Annotated in this window: 13 protein-coding genes and 1 tRNA gene; 12 read left to right on the top strand and 2 right to left on the bottom strand. The window is 39.0% G+C overall.

Annotation, left to right across the window (positions count from 1 at the left end):
* Positions 1-11 precede the first annotated feature (11 nt).
* From AC6FXG_RS07150 to AC6FXG_RS07100, 11 genes are all read left to right on the top strand, one after another.
* On the top strand, positions 12-581 hold the full coding sequence (locus tag AC6FXG_RS07150; RefSeq protein ID WP_500572137.1) for a Maf family protein: 570 nt from the start codon (positions 12-14) through the stop codon (positions 579-581).
* 516 nt (positions 582-1097) lie between these two features.
* Complete coding sequence (locus AC6FXG_RS07145) at positions 1098-2879, top strand: ABC transporter ATP-binding protein (RefSeq protein ID WP_500572136.1); 1782 nt, start codon at positions 1098-1100, stop codon at positions 2877-2879.
* Positions 2867-4654 (top strand): ATP-binding cassette domain-containing protein, encoded by a 1788-nt coding sequence (locus AC6FXG_RS07140; protein ID WP_500572135.1) that lies wholly within the window; start codon positions 2867-2869, stop codon positions 4652-4654. The genes AC6FXG_RS07145 and AC6FXG_RS07140 overlap by 13 nt, the downstream gene beginning before the upstream one ends.
* Before the next feature lie 859 nt (positions 4655-5513).
* The gene (locus AC6FXG_RS07135; RefSeq protein WP_500572134.1) at positions 5514-6197 is read left to right on the top strand and encodes a ZinT/AdcA family metal-binding protein; all 684 of its coding nucleotides are present in this window, start codon (positions 5514-5516) and stop codon (positions 6195-6197) included.
* Positions 6198-6313: 116 nt separating this feature from the next.
* On the top strand, positions 6314-7522 hold the full coding sequence (locus tag AC6FXG_RS07130; RefSeq protein WP_500572133.1) for a metal ABC transporter solute-binding protein, Zn/Mn family: 1209 nt from the start codon (positions 6314-6316) through the stop codon (positions 7520-7522).
* Entirely contained in the window at positions 7515-8207 is a 693-nt protein-coding gene (locus AC6FXG_RS07125) for a metal ABC transporter ATP-binding protein (protein ID WP_500572132.1), read from the top strand. Before AC6FXG_RS07130 ends, AC6FXG_RS07125 begins: the two co-directional genes overlap by 8 nt.
* Positions 8201-8995, top strand: coding sequence for a metal ABC transporter permease (locus AC6FXG_RS07120; protein ID WP_500572131.1), 795 nt, complete (start codon positions 8201-8203; stop codon positions 8993-8995). The genes AC6FXG_RS07125 and AC6FXG_RS07120 overlap by 7 nt, the downstream gene beginning before the upstream one ends.
* A gap of 285 nt (positions 8996-9280) precedes the next feature.
* Positions 9281-9838 (top strand): LemA family protein, encoded by a 558-nt coding sequence (locus tag AC6FXG_RS07115; protein WP_500572130.1) that lies wholly within the window; start codon positions 9281-9283, stop codon positions 9836-9838.
* Between the two features lie 389 nt (positions 9839-10227).
* Positions 10228-11016 (top strand): TPM domain-containing protein, encoded by a 789-nt coding sequence (locus AC6FXG_RS07110; protein ID WP_500572129.1) that lies wholly within the window; start codon positions 10228-10230, stop codon positions 11014-11016.
* Positions 11017-11359: 343 nt separating this feature from the next.
* A complete protein-coding gene (locus AC6FXG_RS07105) occupies positions 11360-11809 on the top strand; it encodes a hypothetical protein (protein ID WP_500572128.1) in 450 nt (149 codons plus the stop codon).
* A gap of 400 nt (positions 11810-12209) precedes the next feature.
* Positions 12210-13103: a carotenoid biosynthesis protein gene (locus AC6FXG_RS07100; protein WP_500572127.1), complete on the top strand. Its 894-nt coding sequence runs from the start codon at positions 12210-12212 to the stop codon at positions 13101-13103.
* 91 nt (positions 13104-13194) lie between these two features.
* Here AC6FXG_RS07100 and AC6FXG_RS07095 read toward each other — a convergent pair whose 3' ends face one another.
* A complete protein-coding gene (locus tag AC6FXG_RS07095) occupies positions 13195-14421 on the bottom strand; it encodes a serpin family protein (RefSeq protein WP_500572126.1) in 1227 nt (408 codons plus the stop codon).
* A 200-nt stretch (positions 14422-14621) separates the two neighbouring features.
* Positions 14622-15863 carry a serpin family protein gene (locus AC6FXG_RS07090; RefSeq protein ID WP_500572125.1) on the bottom strand — a complete coding sequence of 414 codons (1242 nt, stop codon included), beginning with the start codon at positions 15861-15863 and terminating at the stop codon, positions 14622-14624.
* A 164-nt stretch (positions 15864-16027) separates the two neighbouring features.
* Here AC6FXG_RS07090 and AC6FXG_RS07085 point away from each other — a divergent pair.
* A tRNA-Thr gene (locus tag AC6FXG_RS07085) sits at positions 16028-16103 on the top strand.
* Positions 16104-16171: the final 68 nt, after the last annotated feature.

Raw genomic sequence — 16171 nt, 5'->3', positions numbered from 1 at the left:
TAGGAGGCTTTATGATTTTAGCATCATCTTCGCCCAGGCGAAAGGAAATTCTTGAAATGTTTGCCATTAATTTTGTGACAATGGCGCCGGACATTGACGAGGATATTATTAGAAATAAATATGATTTGGCGGACAAAAATGAACGTGAAGAGTGCTTGAAGGCTTTGGCTTTGGCAAAGGCCAAGGCTATTCAAGAAAAAGTTGGCGACGAAGAGATTATTTTGGCGGCCGACACTATGGTCTTTGCAGATAAGCCGCTGGGCAAGCCCAAGGATGATGAGGATGCTCTTGAAATGCTAAAATCTCTAGCAGGTAAAAGCCATGAAGTCTTAACGGGTTTTGCTATTATAGGTAAATATGATATAATTAACAAAACGGTTACATCCACAGTTCGTTTTATCCCCATGGATGATAATTATCTGGCCTTTGCCAAAGCCTATGTGAGGGATGGTTATTCCACAGGCAAGGCGGGGGCGTACGGGATACAGGATAGGGGGGCGTATTTTATCCAAGAGATAAGCGGAGATTATTACAACATTATGGGTTTGCCAATAGCCGCAATACGAATAATTTCGTGTTAAATTTGCGATAAAGGCTTGTTTCGAATTGTTTGCTCATTGCGGAGTACCATCTGTACACCTCATTCGCAAAAATTCTGTACTGCGCCTTTCTCATCAAATTTTCCTACGAAATTATGAGAATAACAAAAGCATTGTGGCCGTTAGATTTAATTATTAAATTTTACTTTGCAAATCATGAGAGAAAAATATTGAGAAGATAAAATTATTTTAAATTATGAGAAAGGCAAAAATTTTGTGGCCGTTGAAGATAAATTTTTAATATCTGAATGTTATTAACATAATAAATATTAATAAGAACGGAGGTAGCGGCCGTGGTTTATCCCGGCCATCTCGGACACGGGGTTCGATGCCCCGTGATCGAGGATGTAGGCTACGGATATTTATGTAGCCATGTACCGTCTGGTTTATCCCAGACACCTCGTACGAGCGGGCTCGATGCCGCGAGGACGAGATTAAATTTGCAACATTTCTGCCATACATATGGCGTATTAAAAATAAAACAAAAGGAGAGGGATTATGAAAGAGAAAGATGAAAAGGTTAAGGGGGCTAGTTTAAAGGGTTATGGCCTGATTTTTAAAACTGCTCCTCTGGCAGTGATTTTTCACGTTGTTTTTACAATTCTTAGGGGTCTTAGCCCAACTGCCATTGCAATTTTTATGGGTCTTACAGTTGATGCTGTTATTGACCAAGTTGGAAAGATGGATGATCTGTCTTTAGTATTTAAGTATGCGGGAATTTTGTGTGCCCTTATGGCTTATCAGATGATTTCCAAACCGCTTTTGGAATGGCTATCATCTGTTATTAACGTTAAGCTTGAGGGTGTTTTGAATGAGATGATTATCGATAAGCATACAAAGTTAAAGTATTGGCGGCTTGAGGATAATGAATCTTTGGATCTTATAAAGCAGGTTGATAAGGATACTTTGTCACAATTTTCAAATGTGATTATGACTTACCAGCAGATGTTTATTGTAGGTTTTACAGTTGTGTCGGCTATGATTACCATTACTAGGTATGTTTGGTGGATTGTGCCGGTTACTTTGGTAATTGTTATGCCGCTTTTGTGGCTGGCCAAGAAGGGTGCTAAGAAGACTTATGAGGAAGACAAGTCTTTGAATGACAAAAAGAGGTATGTCGATAGTCTTGATGAGGTGCTCTTGAGCAAGGAGGCCGCAAAAGAGCGTTACTTATTTGACTATTCCGACCATTACAACGAAAAAGACCTAGATAAGTTTATGCAAATTCACGATGCTAAGTTTAAGGTTATGCGTGACTGGTTTATTAGAAGCAAGGCTGGGTCAGTTGTTTTTTCTTTTATTGTGCTTTCAGTAGCTATTATTCTTTTACAACCTTTAAGGGCTGGCCTTATTAGTTTTGGTATTTATTCATCCTTGATCGGTCTTATTACTGCCCTTGTTCAAAGCGTTGGCTGGACTGTGCCCCAGGTTATGGATGGATTTACAACCGCTAAATTATTTTTCAATGACTTCTTTAAATTTATGTCCTTTGACGAGGAAGAGAATGCTCTCGTTAGACCAAATGAAGTTCCTGATTTTGAATCTATAGAATTTAAGGACGTTCATTTTACTTATCCGGGTACAGATCGTGAAATCCTAAAGGGTATGAGTTTTAGATTTGATAAGGGCCGTCACTATTCATTGGTAGGTGCTAATGGTAGCGGTAAATCTACAGTTATAAAGCTGATGCTTGGTCTTTATGATAATTATGATGGGGAAATTTTGATAAATGGAGTAGACGCTCGTACAATTCCTCTTGCCAAGAGGAGGGCGTATTTCTCTGCAATCTTCCAAGATTACACGATTTTTGGAACAAGCATTAGAAACAATATTGCTATGGGATATGAGAATCGGGAAGCAAAAGTCGATGAAACCATTGACGATTTGGATTTGAGGGATATGGTTGACAAGTTGCCGGACGGCATCGAAACTGAAATTGGCAAGCTGGACCAAGAGGGAGCAGATTTATCTGGCGGTCAAAGACAGAGAATAGCCTTAGCTCGTGCGGTTGTATCCGATTCTCCAGTTATAGTTCTTGACGAGCCAACTGCCGCTATGGACCCAACAACTGAATCCAAGCTTTACCATAAAATGGGCAAGCTAACCAGTGGCCGCACAACCGTCTTTATTTCACACAGGTTGGGGTCCACTTCGCTTAGCGACGAAATATTTTTGTTTAAAGATGGCAAGGTTTATGAGCACGGCACACATGGAGAAATGATGGCTTTGGAGGGAGATTATTTTGAAATGTATAACTCACAAAAGGAATGGTATTTATAATGAAGGGTCTAAAGAAATTTTTTAAAACATTTAAAGATGTTACACCAATCGCATTAAAACCTATGTTAAAGAAAAACTCCAAAGACTTTTGGATGACTTTAATATCATCTTTTTTACAATCGACATTTTTGGGATTAAATATAATTGTTCAGGCAAAATTTTTCCAATATGTAAATGAGTATATAAATGGCGGGCCAGTCCAAACTGTTGCCCTGTGGATGGGAATATTCTTCTCATTTATAATATTTCAACAAATTATAAATGCAGTTGTAAATTTCTACATTAACAAGTTTATCCAATCTGGCTACAAGGTCATAGAAAACAATATGATGAGGAAGATAAAAACTTTAAAGCCCCTCTATTTTGAAGACCCAGACAATCTCTTGAAGCTTTCAAGGGCAAGGGCAGGGGCTCAAGACGTCATCCTTTTCTTGGTCCTTTTGATAATGAGCATAGCTGGATACCTACCACTTTTTATCATTCCAACAGTCTACATGGCAGGCAAAAATGCAAGTTTGGCCTTAATCTTTCCACTGCTCTTGCTACCAGCGATTTTGGCTTATTTTGTCAAGGTAAAAATATTTGTGAAAATGCGCAAAGAAGAAACCCAAATAACCAGAGTTCGTGATGAGTACAGAAAATACATTGTGGGGCCAGCTGCCAAAGAAATGCGTATGGGAGGTTTTTATAATTTCTTGTACGGAAAGTACAAAACTGGATGGGAAGCCGTAAAAAGCTTAAAGCTAAAGGCAAATTTAAAAATATTTATAATAGAAACCCTCCTGCAACTAGTATCTGCAAGTGCATATGTCGGAGTAATTTATCTGATAGTTCGAGCCACCCTCTTGGGTGATGCGGATGCGGGATTTTTAGCAGCCACAATTGGGTCAATGGAATTTATGTTTAAAATGATTGAAGAATTTTTGACCAATTTCTTCCAACCAATAGCGGAGAGATATAGCGGTATAGAATTTTACTTGCAGTTAATGAATGAACCAGACCAGGAAATTGGAAAAAATCTTACAGATATAGAAAAAATATCTGTAAGAAATCTGTCATTTAAATATCCAAAAGCTGAAGACTATGCAGTAAAAGATGTTAACCTAGACCTAGAGAAAAATAAATTACTCGCAATAGTTGGGGAAAACGGGTCAGGCAAGTCGACCCTCTTAAAATTAATCCTTGGCCTATATGATAGCGGGGAAGGGAGTATAAAATTCTACGATAAAATGAATCAGGAAATTATAGGACCCAACCTTAGGGAAAAAGCAAGCGCCATCTTCCAAGACTATTATAAATACAAAATGCAACTGGATGAAAACATAGAAATCTCAGACCTAAATAAAAATGAATCCTACAAGGGAGCTCTAGAAAAAGCTGGCCTATCAGAAGATATGGCAATCTTTCCTCAAGGAGGATCTACAGTTTTGGCCCGGGACTTCCACGGCGTCGATCTCTCTGGTGGCCAATGGCAAAGGGTGGCAATCGCTCGTGGCGTCTACCGCGACCGCGACATAATCGCCTTCGACGAACCAACAGCAGCCATAGACCCGCTGGAAGAATCTGCACTCTATAATAAACTCCGCGAAATCTCTGAAGGCAAAATTGGTTTACTAATAACTCACAGAATTGGATCCGCCAGAATTGCCGACGAAATCATCGTCATGAATGGGGGCAGAGTCAGTGAGAGGGGAACGCATGAGGAGTTGATGGAGAGAAAGGGCGAATACTTCTCAATGGTCGAAGCACAGGCCAAATGGTACACTTCAGAATAATTTGTTGCAAAATTTGCGGTTAATTTCGCGATAAAGGCTTGTTTCGAATTGTTTGCTCGTTGCGGAGTACCATTTGTACACCTCACTCGCAAAAATTCTGCACTGCGCCTTTCTCATCGAAATTTCCTCGCAAATTTAGAGAGATGTAAAAGTAGAGAGATAATTTTAATGCTACAAAAATCCATCAATTTTATCTAACAAATTTTGTATAGAGAAGATAATTTGTTTTTCCTCGCAAATTTAGAGAGGGAGAAAAGTTGAGAGAAGATAAGTTTTCCCTACGAATGTTTTTGTAGCCATGTAGCGTCTGGTTTATCCCAGACATCTCGAACGCGGAGACTCGATGTCCCGCGATCGAGGTTTATCTCACGCAACTTGTTGCCCAAGAAAATAAATTTTTTGCCCACGTTGATGAGAAAAGTCTCGCCTCAAAAGCCAAAAATCCATCAATTTTATCTAGCAAATTTTGTATAGAGATGACAAGAAAGCAATCATTAAATTTTGATTGCTTTTTTTGATGGGAAAGTTTTGCTAATTAATATTTACATCTATTTAGGATGAGTATATAGATTTTTTTTGTAAAAAATAATTGTTCTTGGTGATTGGCATTTATATAAAAGTTAGATCGGGATTACAAGCCTAAGTCGTAGAGTGAATAAAATTATATTATAAGCTTTATATGTTTAGGTGTTTATCGCAACTTATAAAAGGCCATATACACCTAGATATGAGCATGTATCAATAATTAAATTATTTTAATATTTACATTTTCTATTGACTTATAGTTAGTCATGGCTTATAATGGTTGTTATGTGATATTGATAATCATTATCAAAAAACATATCACAAGGAGGTTTTTATGAATAATTTAAAAAGATTTTTACTAGCAGGGCTTATTGTTCTAACTGGATTAGTATCAGCCTGCTCAAAGCCAGCAGAAAAAGCCGCTGAGCCAAAGGCTGAGGTAAAGCAAGAAGCTAAGACAGAAGAAAAGAAAGACGATCACGATCACGATCATGACCACGATCATGCAGAAATCAACAAAGAAGATGTTTCTCTTGATATGTGGAAGGGCGATTGGAACTCAGTAGATGCTTACTATGACGATCCAGTTGTTAAAGAGGCTATTGAAAATGCTGCAAAAGAAGAAAATATTACAGTTGAAGAATTCATCGCAAATATCGATGTTCGTAGAAAGACAGATTACAAGGGGTTATCAATTGATGGCGACACAATTACTTTCTATGATGGAAAAGTTGGAGAAGGTAAAGAAATTGCATCTGCAAAATATGTTTTAAAAGATATTCTTGAAGTTCAACATGGCAGCAAGACTTTAAACTGGTTTGTATTTGAAACTGAATCAAAGGATGTTAAGCCATTGGTTGGTCTTATGCAAATTCACGGTGAAGATCACCTTGCCCACTATCATACAAGGTTTGCTGATTCAATTGAAGAAATTAAAGATGAAGACAGCAAGCTATATCCAACTTATGTTCGTACTTCAACATCAAGTGAAGATGTTGCTGAAGAGTTAACAGAATAATTGGGTTCTAGATGAAAAGGGGGAAATTTTTTTTAATTGGTTTTTTCCTTGTACTTTTCACATTAGTTTCGTGTAGAAACATTGAAGATGGAAGCGGCACCAAAGAAAAACCTTTAGTGTACGCTTCTTTTTTTCCTATATATGATCTTACAAAAATGATTGCGGCGGATGATGTTGAACTAAAGAGTTTTATGCCGACAAGTGCGACTGTGCATGACTGGCAACCGACGCCTCGCGATATCAAGCGTTTATCAGAAGCGGACTTGCTTATTATTAATGGGGCGAATGCAGAGAGATGGGTTGATAAGGTTCAAGAGAATTTACCGGACTTAAAGATTGTCAGGCTATCTGACAATGTCGACTTGATTAGCTATACTGGTGCGGCAAGTCTTGGTGATTTTCAATTGATGACGCGCTATGATTTCAAGGACAAGACGAATAATATTTTATTTGGCCACACTCATGAAGACTATTTGCGTTTGGTTTTCAAAAAAGATGATGGCACAATGTCTCAAGACGAACTTGTAAATCTTGGAAAGAAGCTGATGGAAGATGTAGGTGTGGAAGTACGTCAAGATACCAATTTAGATATTGAAGATGAAAAAGTTTATAGGATAAAGATGCGTCACGAATCGGGTGAGCTTCATTATGAATTGCCTGAGACGGGGAAGTGGATTGTATTTGCTGATAGACTGCCGGAGGATATTTTGTCCTACAAATTTGTCGGCTTGGACGATGAGGAGCTCGTTGGTACCGAGCTTTTGAGGGGGAGCAGTCAAGGTGTTGATAAAATCACATACGATCCGCACTCATGGCTATCGCTTAACAATGCAAAGGCTTATTTAAACACTATTGCCCGTGAGATTACAAAGCTCGTCCCAAATAAAAAGTTTATGATTGACTCGAGGCGTTTTAATGCGGTCGATACTTTGAATTTGATGCAAAATGAGTTTAGGGATAAGTTTAAAGAGCTTGATAAACGAGAGTTTATTGTCATCCATTATGCCTTTCAATATTTGGCTAGGGATTTAAATCTAGTCCAATATCCTCTTCAAGGTCTTACAAGCATTGATGATCCAAGTATTAGGTCAATGGTGCGTGCGATTGATTATGCAAAAAAAGCTGGTATCAAGACGATTTTTACAGAGTACGGTGCTCCAAAATCTATTGCACGGGTAATTGCAGAGGAGCTTGATGGAGGTAAAGTAAGTTCGCTGGCAAGTATGGAATACGCTCTTCCGGGTGTTGGTATTGACTCGATGAGTTATATTGATTTGATGCGAATGAATCTTGAAAATTTATATGAGGAGCTAAGTGATGAATAGTATTGAGATAAGAGATTTAAATTTCAGTTATGGAGAAAATCAGGTTTTAAAAGATATAAATCTCGAGATCAAAGAGGGCGAGTTTGTTGTAATTATTGGAAGCAACGGAAGTGGTAAGTCTACTTTTATAAAAAACTTGCTTGGTGAATTGAAGCCACAAACTGGATATGTTGAAATTTTAGGTAAAAATATTGCAGATTACAAGGATTATCACGATATTGGTTATGTACCGCAGATGAGTGTTGCGCAAAAGATTGCTTTTCCAATTACTGCGCGTGAGATGGTCGTGCTCAATCTGTACAGCGAGTTTGGTTTTTTAAAATTTGCAAAAGCTGCCCAATACAAAAAAGCTGATGAGATTTTGGAGTATTTGGGTTTATTGGAACACAAGAACAAACCCATTAACGAGCTGTCAGGCGGTCTGCAGCAACGTGCGATGATTGCGCGTGCCATGATCAATAATCCTAAGATTTTGATTTTGGACGAGCCTACAGCTGGCGTTGATGAGGCAAGTCGCCATGCGTTTTTAAAGTCGATTCAAAAACTAAATGACGACAAAAATCTCACGATAATTCTCGTTACCCATGAGCTTGACGAAGTTATGGAGTTTGCAAATGTTGATAGCACATACGAAATTCAAGACGGTGTGCTTGTAAAAAAGTTTAAGGGGGGAGAAAAATGTTAGAATATGCTTTTATGCGCAAGGCTCTTTTAGTTGGATTTTTTCTATCTATAATGGTGCCTGCTATTGGCGTTGTAATGGTTAATCGAAAAACTTCGATGATTGGTGACGCCCTTTCTCACAGCGCTCTTGCAGGTGTAGGCATGGGACTCATACTTGGCTTCGACCCCTTGATTGGAATGGTTATTATATGTATTTTTGCGGCTTATTTAATTGAAAATATTCGTCATCGCTTTCCTCAATATGGCGATATGGCGACGGCAATTATAATGAGCATTGGCCTTGGGCTTGCGTCGATTTTGTCAGACTTTGCACCGGGAGGTACTAGCTTTGAATCATATTTATTTGGAAGCATTGCATCAGTTACAACAACAGATGTCATAAATGTAGCGATTGTGTTTGTGCTTGTACTTTTTGCAAGTATCAAGGAATACGCAGGCCTACTTGCAATTGCAATTGACCACAACACTGCAAGGCTCTCGGGCGTTAATGTAAAGTGGATTAATGCCGTATTTACGCTTTTAAGTGCAGTTACGATTGCCATGGCAGTAAAACTTGTTGGTGCACTTATGGTAACATCTCTGATCGTTTTACCAGTTGCAACCACCCTCATTGTAGCAAGATCTTATAAGCAAACCCTAATCACAACAATTATACTTGGCATAATCTATATGATGACAGGGATTACCGCATCTTATTATTATGACATCAAACCAGGTGGAGCGATTATAATTGCAGCGCTTGTAGGAATGTTTGTGTTTTTTGTATATGGAAAAATTAAGAAAAGATAGCTTTTACGATAAAAATATATATAATTGCACATAAAAAAGACGCCGTGGGGGCGTCTTTTCGTTTGCCTGCGATTTGTAATTGTTCGCTAGCAATTTTTAGTTGTTTTCAATCCATGTGATTATTTTGTCTAGGAGAAGAGCTAGTTCTTCTACAGTAAATTCACTGTTTGGATAGTACATGCCGTCGGTTTGCCTTTGATTAGGCCGATTTTTGCCATTTAATTATTCTATAAAAAATTGGGTAATAATAGCTATAAGATATTTAATATAGAAAGGAAGATAATTATGAAAAAATTTTTACCTATTATAATAGTAATTGTTGTGCTGGTTGCAATTTTTGCTGGCATGTACAATGGTCTTGTTGGCCAAAATGAAGAGGTTGACTCTGCATGGGCCCAAGTTGAAAATGTATTGAAGAAGAGGGCAGACCTCATTCCAAATTTAGTTGAAACGGTCAAGGGCTACGCCCAACATGAAGAAGATATTTTTATCAAGGTGACCGAGGCCAGAAGCAAGGTTTTGGATGCCAAGACTCCTGAAGAAGCAGCAGAGGCAAACGCTGAACTGTCAAGGGCTATTGGCGATATCAATGTAGTTGTGGAAAATTATCCAGAACTCAAGGCCAACGAAAACTTTATGGCCCTCCAAGCTGAACTTTCATCGATTGAAAACGAACTTTCAACCGAAAGAATGCGCTATAATGACAAGGTCAAGGTTTTCAACCAAGACGTCAAGAGATTCCCGAAGAAATTGATCGCAGGCATGTTTGGCTTTTCACCTAGGGAATATTTCCAAATATCGGAAGCGGAAAGGGAGACCCCAAAGGTGGACTTCAACAAATAATTTGAATAATTTGTTGCTAAAATTGCGCCTTTTTGCAGTGTTCGACTTTTTCGTCACTGCGGCGTAGGCTCTACTACGCCTCATTCCTAAAAAGTCTCAAGCTACAAAAATCCATCAATTTTATCTAACAAATTATGTGTAGAAAAGGCAAGTGAAATTTAAAAAAAATAACGCGAAGCGTGTAGGGTCCACTTTATGTGGACCGAAAAGTCTTGCCCTAAAAGTAAGGCGAAGCCATCTTGAACACGGGGTTCGATGCCCCGTGGTCGAGGATATAACATACGAACGCTTTTGTAGCCATGTACCGTCCACTTTATTGTGGACACCTCGTACGAGCAGGCTCGATGCCGCGAGGACGAGATTTATACACAAAGAAAGGAGGGGAGTGAATGATGAAAAAATTTATAAATATTTTGCTGGCATTTATGATGATATTTACATTTTCCATAAATGCGGACAGGATAAGTGATTTCGACTATGACTCACTTCCCGACCAAGATTATTATTTTTACGCTTACGATGAGACGGGAACTTTGTCCGAGTCGTCTAAAAAATTTATCATAGACCACTCCAGCGAGCTCTATGACAAGGCCGGCGTCCAAGTCGTGGTGGCGGTCGTAAATGATTTAAATGACATGACTATTGAGTCCTATGCGACCAGGCTCTTTGAGAAGTGGGAGATTGGCGACAAAAACGACCAGGGTCTTTTGATCTTGGTTAAGCCCAAGACCGCCACTTCAAAAGGGGAAGTTAGGATTGAAGTTGGCTACGGGCTCATGAAAATTATGCCAGCCCAAAGGGCCAACCAAGTTATCCAAAATGTCATGATCCCCGAGTTCAAAGACGGCAACATGGAGCAAGGCATCATGGATGGCTACAATATAAGTTTAGGTTTAATTGCGGATTATCTGGGCGTCAAGCTCGAAGGCATCAGGGGCGTCTCCACAGATAGCGGAGAAGACGCCATGAGTGCAATTAGACTTATAATCCTCTTACTAATAATATTCTTTCTCCTAAAAAGCGGAGGCCGAGGCCCACGCATCTTCTTTAATCCATTCAGAGGCGGGACCTACTACGGTGGTAGAGGTGGCCGCGGTGGATTTGGCGGCGGCTTTGGCGGTGGATTCTCCGGAGGGGGAGGACGAAGCGGGGGAGGAGGTTCGTCCGGCTCCTGGTAAAAAATAATTTGTTGCTAAAATTGCGAATTTTTGCAGTGTTCGACTTTTTCGTCACTGCGGCGTAGGACTCACTACGCCTCATTCCTAAAAAGTCTCAAGCTACAAAAATTCATCAATTTTTTCTAACAAATTGTATGTATATATGTAGAAAAGAATCTCATCGAAATTCCCTTGCAAATTTAATGTAGAAGAGAATAGCTAATTTACAAAGACATTTAAAAATGGTATTTATCTTAAAATCGCTCTGCGGTTGTAGGGTCCACTTTATGTGGACCGAAAAGTCTTGCCCAAAAGGAATGTTTCCTGATCTCATAGACATGGATAAAAGGATTGGTGTATAAGAATGAAAAAACATTTATTTAAGTGCTTGATCTTAATATGTTTTTGCATTTTAATTTTAAGCTCATGCAAAAATAAAGATTATAAGGAAATTGTTGATTATGAAATGGATATAGACGAAGTATATGATAGCGAAAGAGGTTTTGGCAACGATAGGTTTACCATATATTCATTTTCTATAAATGGAAACAAAGATATGGCAGGGCTTAAGCCAATTAATGACCTTGAAAAAAATAAGCCGATGAGTTTAAAAGATATAAAACCGAAATTAGAATATATAAAACAAAATCACAAAGATAAGATAAAAGATATATCAGAGATCGAGGATTTTATTCGCGATTTGGAAGCTGATGAAGATGGCAAGTTTATGTATTTTGTTGAAGGCGGAACTTATAAGCTGTATCTTTACAATCCGAATACTAAAAGTGGATATTTGTTTGTGTTTGTAATATAAAAAAAGAACACCAAATTTGTATTCATTTAAATAAAATTTTACTGCTCACGTTTCTATGTGGGCTTTTTATTTACATAAAAATCACTCATCGCCTATAATTTTTCTCTATAACTTTATAATCGTTATTAAATTTTCTTATAACGCTTGAATTTTGAGTTAATGTCGTTGTACAATTAGAGTAGTTGCAGGGGGGCATCCGGTTTTAGCCGTCTTGCACTAGCAATAGTTATTGGCGACAAAGCTAATACAATTTCATTGTTAAATCTCCACGAAAAACGACCTAGGGCGGTCGTTTTTTCATTGCCCTGAAAAATTTTTGGCTCATACACGAAAGGCCATAGGTCTGTGGGGGAATTTTTGTGAACCTTGTGTTATAATTGCAATAGAAAGAGGTGGGCGGATGAATTGGATCAACGCTTTTGAAATTATTTGCTACATTATTGTTTGTATTTTTCTGGTCGATGTTTACAGAAAAAAATTGACCAGGGAATTTTATTTGTTTATTTCGGCGGCCATAGCTGGCTTTGCCCTGGAGCTTTTGGCTGTTAGACTGACGGATATCTACCATTATTCTGATTTGTATTATCTGATGGTGGGCGTCGAGCCTTATCAGTTTCCCTTTTTTGGCGGCCTTATGTGGGGGGCGGTTGCTGTTTTGTCACTGAGACTAGCCGAGCGTTTTAAGCTGAATGATTTTAAGACGGCGGTCTTAGCTGGATTTTTTGTGGTGACCATGGATCTACTCTTGGACGTGGCGGCCATACGATTATCGGGCGGCTTTTGGTTTTGGGATGGCAGAGAGGTCAATATCCTCATCAGCCACCACACTTTTATGTCCGTTATCTGGGTGAATTTTTTGGGCTATATGTTTGAAACGCCCTCCCTCATTTACTATTCCAAGACCTATTGGCGGCGGGGGGAAAAGTCCCTGGTCAAAAATCTTTTGGTGGCGATCATAATTGGCCTTATGGGAGTGGTGACCGTTGGGATTTTGAGTTTTATTTCCCTCAAGCTAAACGACTTAACTGACGAATGGTTTTCCTTCTTGGCCTTTGGAGTTTTATGGCTTTATATTTTTATAAATCTTATAATAAATCTAATCAACAATCGCAAGCGGATTTCGATTGGCCTGACCGATCCGGCTCTTACCATATTTTGGCTGGCCATTTATTCTTACTGTATAATTGGCCTGGGTCATCTGGGAATTTTAAGGGCAAGGCCATTTTATGGAATTTTCGCTTGTTTAATATTTGCCCTTACGATTTTTATTTCCCTAATTAAATTCAAAGACTAAAAAAAAGAACTTGCAGGTTATCTTGCAAGTTCTTTTATATAATAGGAAAGTTTTTAAGAAAAAAGCCGCGAAAATTCACGGCTTAATTTTTTTATTGGGGATTTGTGATAAGTGCCATAAAAGTTATGAGTTCGCCGTCCACGGATGGGCTGGTGATTATGACAAAATATGGCTTGTCGCAGATGACTTTCAAGATTTTTACTTCTTCGATTGCTGGTTCTGACTTGACTCCATCTAGTATGGTCACGGCCTTGGCTTCAACTTTTTTCTCATCGATCTTGAGCTTAGCCACTTGCTTGATGGACCTCGTCCTATAGGTTTCAATGCTTGGATTTTGAACATTTTGGTCTACGGCAAAGTCTTTATTGACAAAGCCCCTGCCACTAGCTTCCATGGTTTTTAAGAGGTCGATATTAGAAGTCAAATCAATCTTTGGCGTTTTCAAAATTATATCGTAATGGTCGAAGTGTTTTTCATTTGTAATGGCGTCTACCATGTCCTCCAGGGCCTTCTTGTAAAGGTCTTCTTTTGTCATCCCGTCGACTTCCTTGGGCACCATAAAGTAGACGCGGGCCCTTTCTTTGTCGACTTTGGCTTCCTTGTAGACGGCGGTAAAATATTCAGTTTGGTAGCCGATTTTGCCCAGAAGCTCTTGATTCATAAAGGAGACTCTTGCCTCTCCATCAAAGGTCTTGAACTTGTCGTCTGCCGTTAGGTCTTTGTTAAATTCGTCTTCCCAGGCTCCAAAAAATCTGCTTGCATTTATAATTGAAAGGTCCATGTCCTTGTAGTCAGGTTCCAAGAGGACCTCGCCCAGGACCTCTTTTTGTAATTTTTTTGCAAGTTCAGAAGCTTGGTCTGGAAAACCGACGACCTTTAAAACTCCGTCACCGTCCAAGGCCTTGATGGGAGTATCCGGCTCACTATTAACCAAAAACAATGATCTGGAATCTATTAGCCTTGGCCTTAGCTTGTAGGTCACCAGGTCCTTCATAGGAAAGCCGGGGAAGACTTCTTCATTTTCCATGGCCTTTGAATAACGGGCCAGTAAACTGTAAACCGAGTTTGCAGAATAGGGCGAGTAAATCAAGTTTGCCCCTTGCAAAATTTCTTCATTTACCGGGCCCTTTAATATATTGGATGCCTCCATGATATCTTCAAAGCCCTTTAGGCCGGCTGCATTGTTAAAGGCTATGGTCTTGTCATCAGGCTCGATCGCCTCGCCTTTTATTCTGCCAAAATTATCATCGCCAGCTCTTTTGCAGGCGGTAAAATTTATGGCAATTAATATTGATAGAATTAAAATAATTTTTTTCATCTTTTCCTCCTTTTGTTTGCGATTCAAAACACAAAACTACTTTACTATATTATAAGGCAAAACAAATGAGAAAGCAAGATTTTTCTTAAAAGCACCCAAGTCTTGACAAAAAATCAAATGGGTTATTATACGATTATATTGCATCAAAAAAGCCGCAGGTCTTGCGGCTAATTTTTTTGCTTGAAATTCTTTAAAATTTTTTATTTTGGATTTGTAATCAGGGCCATAAAAGTTATGAGCTCGCCGTCCTTATAGGGGCTGGTGATTATAACAAAATATGGCTTGTCGCAGATGACTTCTAGGATTTTTTCATCATCAATCGGTGTGGCTGTCAGGTCTCCTTCCAGTATGGTCACGGCTTTGGCTTCAACTTTTTTCTCATCGATCTTGAGCCTTGCCACTTGCTTGATAGATTTGGTCCTATAGGATTCATCGCTTGGATTTTGTACATTTTGGTCAACGGCAAAGTCTTTGTTTACAAAGTCCCTCTCATTTTTTTCCATGGTTTTAAAGAGGTCGATATTAGAAGTCAAATCAATCTTTGGCGTTTTTAAAATGACATCATAGCGGTCGAAGTATTTTTCATTTGTAATGGCGTCTACCATGTCCTCCAAGGCCTTTTTGTAAAGGTCTTCACGGCTTATGCCATCCACTTCCTTGGGCACCATAAAGTAGACGCGGGCACTTTCTTTGTCTACCCTGGCCTCCTTGTAAGTGGCAGTAAAATATTCAGTTTGGTAGGCGATTTTGTCCATGAGTTCTTGATTCATAAAGGGGACTCTTGCCTCTCCATCAAAGGTCTTGAACTTGTCATCTGCCGTTAGGTCTTTGTCAAATTCGTCTTCCCAGCCGCCGAAAAACCTGGTCGCGTTTATAATTGAAAGGTCCATGTCCTTGTAGCCGGGTTCCAAGAGGACCTCGCCTAGGACTTGATTTTGTAATTTTTTTGCCAGGTCAGAAGCTTCATTAGGGAAGGCGACGACCTTTAAAATCCCATCGCCATCCAAGGCCTTGATGTGAGTATCTGGTTCGCTGTTAAGCAGAAATAGTGACCTGGAATCGATCAGTGATGGCTGCAGTTTATAGGTCATGAGGTCTTTTATAGGAAAGCCGGGGAAGACCTCTTCATTTTCCATGGCCTTTGAATAGCGGGCCAGTAAACTATAAACAGAATTTGCGGAATGGGGTGAGTAAATTAAATTGTCCCCTTTTAAAATTTCTGCATTAATGTCGCCCTTTAAAATATTTGACGCCTCCATGATATCTTCAAAGCCCTTGAGGCCGGCCGCATTGTTAAAGGCGATGGTCTTTTCGTCAGGATTGGCAATTTTATCCTTGATAGTGCCGAAATTTTTATCGCCGCCAATTGTATATTCGGATTTTTTGCAGGCGGCAAAATTTATGGCCATTAATATTGATAGAATTAAAAGAATTTTTTTCATCTTTTCCCTCCTTTTGTTTATGAGTAAAAACACAAAACCACTTTACTATATTATAAGGCAAAACAAATGAGAAAGCAAGATTTTATTAAAAAAGTCTGCTTGTGATTTAAAAAACCTCCGAGTCTTGACAAAAGAAAATAAATAGGGTATTATATGAAATGTAAGCCCACGTAGCTCAGTCGGTAGAGTACATCCTTGGTAAGGATGAGGTCACCAGTTCAATCCTGGTCGTGGGCTCCACTTATATTTAAAGTGGCAGAACAAGGAACCCGAGTGGGTCAACAATTATTACAAAGGAGAGTTTGAAA

This window comes from Ezakiella massiliensis (assembly GCF_059862345.1).
This window is presented reverse-complemented; position numbering and strand designations above follow the sequence as displayed.

Coding starts and splice junctions, on each gene's coding strand:
- AC6FXG_RS07150 (WP_500572137.1), top strand. CDS start 12: ATGATTTTAGCATCATCTTCGCCCAGGCGAAAGGAAATTCTTGAAATG.
- AC6FXG_RS07140 (WP_500572135.1), top strand. CDS start 2,867: ATGGTATTTATAATGAAGGGTCTAAAGAAATTTTTTAAAACATTTAAA.
- AC6FXG_RS07110 (WP_500572129.1), top strand. CDS start 10,228: ATGATGAAAAAATTTATAAATATTTTGCTGGCATTTATGATGATATTT.
- AC6FXG_RS07120 (WP_500572131.1), top strand. CDS start 8,201: ATGTTAGAATATGCTTTTATGCGCAAGGCTCTTTTAGTTGGATTTTTT.
- AC6FXG_RS07125 (WP_500572132.1), top strand. CDS start 7,515: ATGAATAGTATTGAGATAAGAGATTTAAATTTCAGTTATGGAGAAAAT.
- AC6FXG_RS07115 (WP_500572130.1), top strand. CDS start 9,281: ATGAAAAAATTTTTACCTATTATAATAGTAATTGTTGTGCTGGTTGCA.
- AC6FXG_RS07145 (WP_500572136.1), top strand. CDS start 1,098: ATGAAAGAGAAAGATGAAAAGGTTAAGGGGGCTAGTTTAAAGGGTTAT.
- AC6FXG_RS07105 (WP_500572128.1), top strand. CDS start 11,360: ATGAAAAAACATTTATTTAAGTGCTTGATCTTAATATGTTTTTGCATT.
- AC6FXG_RS07100 (WP_500572127.1), top strand. CDS start 12,210: ATGAATTGGATCAACGCTTTTGAAATTATTTGCTACATTATTGTTTGT.
- AC6FXG_RS07090 (WP_500572125.1), bottom strand. CDS start 15,863: ATGAAAAAAATTCTTTTAATTCTATCAATATTAATGGCCATAAATTTT.
- AC6FXG_RS07135 (WP_500572134.1), top strand. CDS start 5,514: ATGAATAATTTAAAAAGATTTTTACTAGCAGGGCTTATTGTTCTAACT.
- AC6FXG_RS07095 (WP_500572126.1), bottom strand. CDS start 14,421: ATGAAAAAAATTATTTTAATTCTATCAATATTAATTGCCATAAATTTT.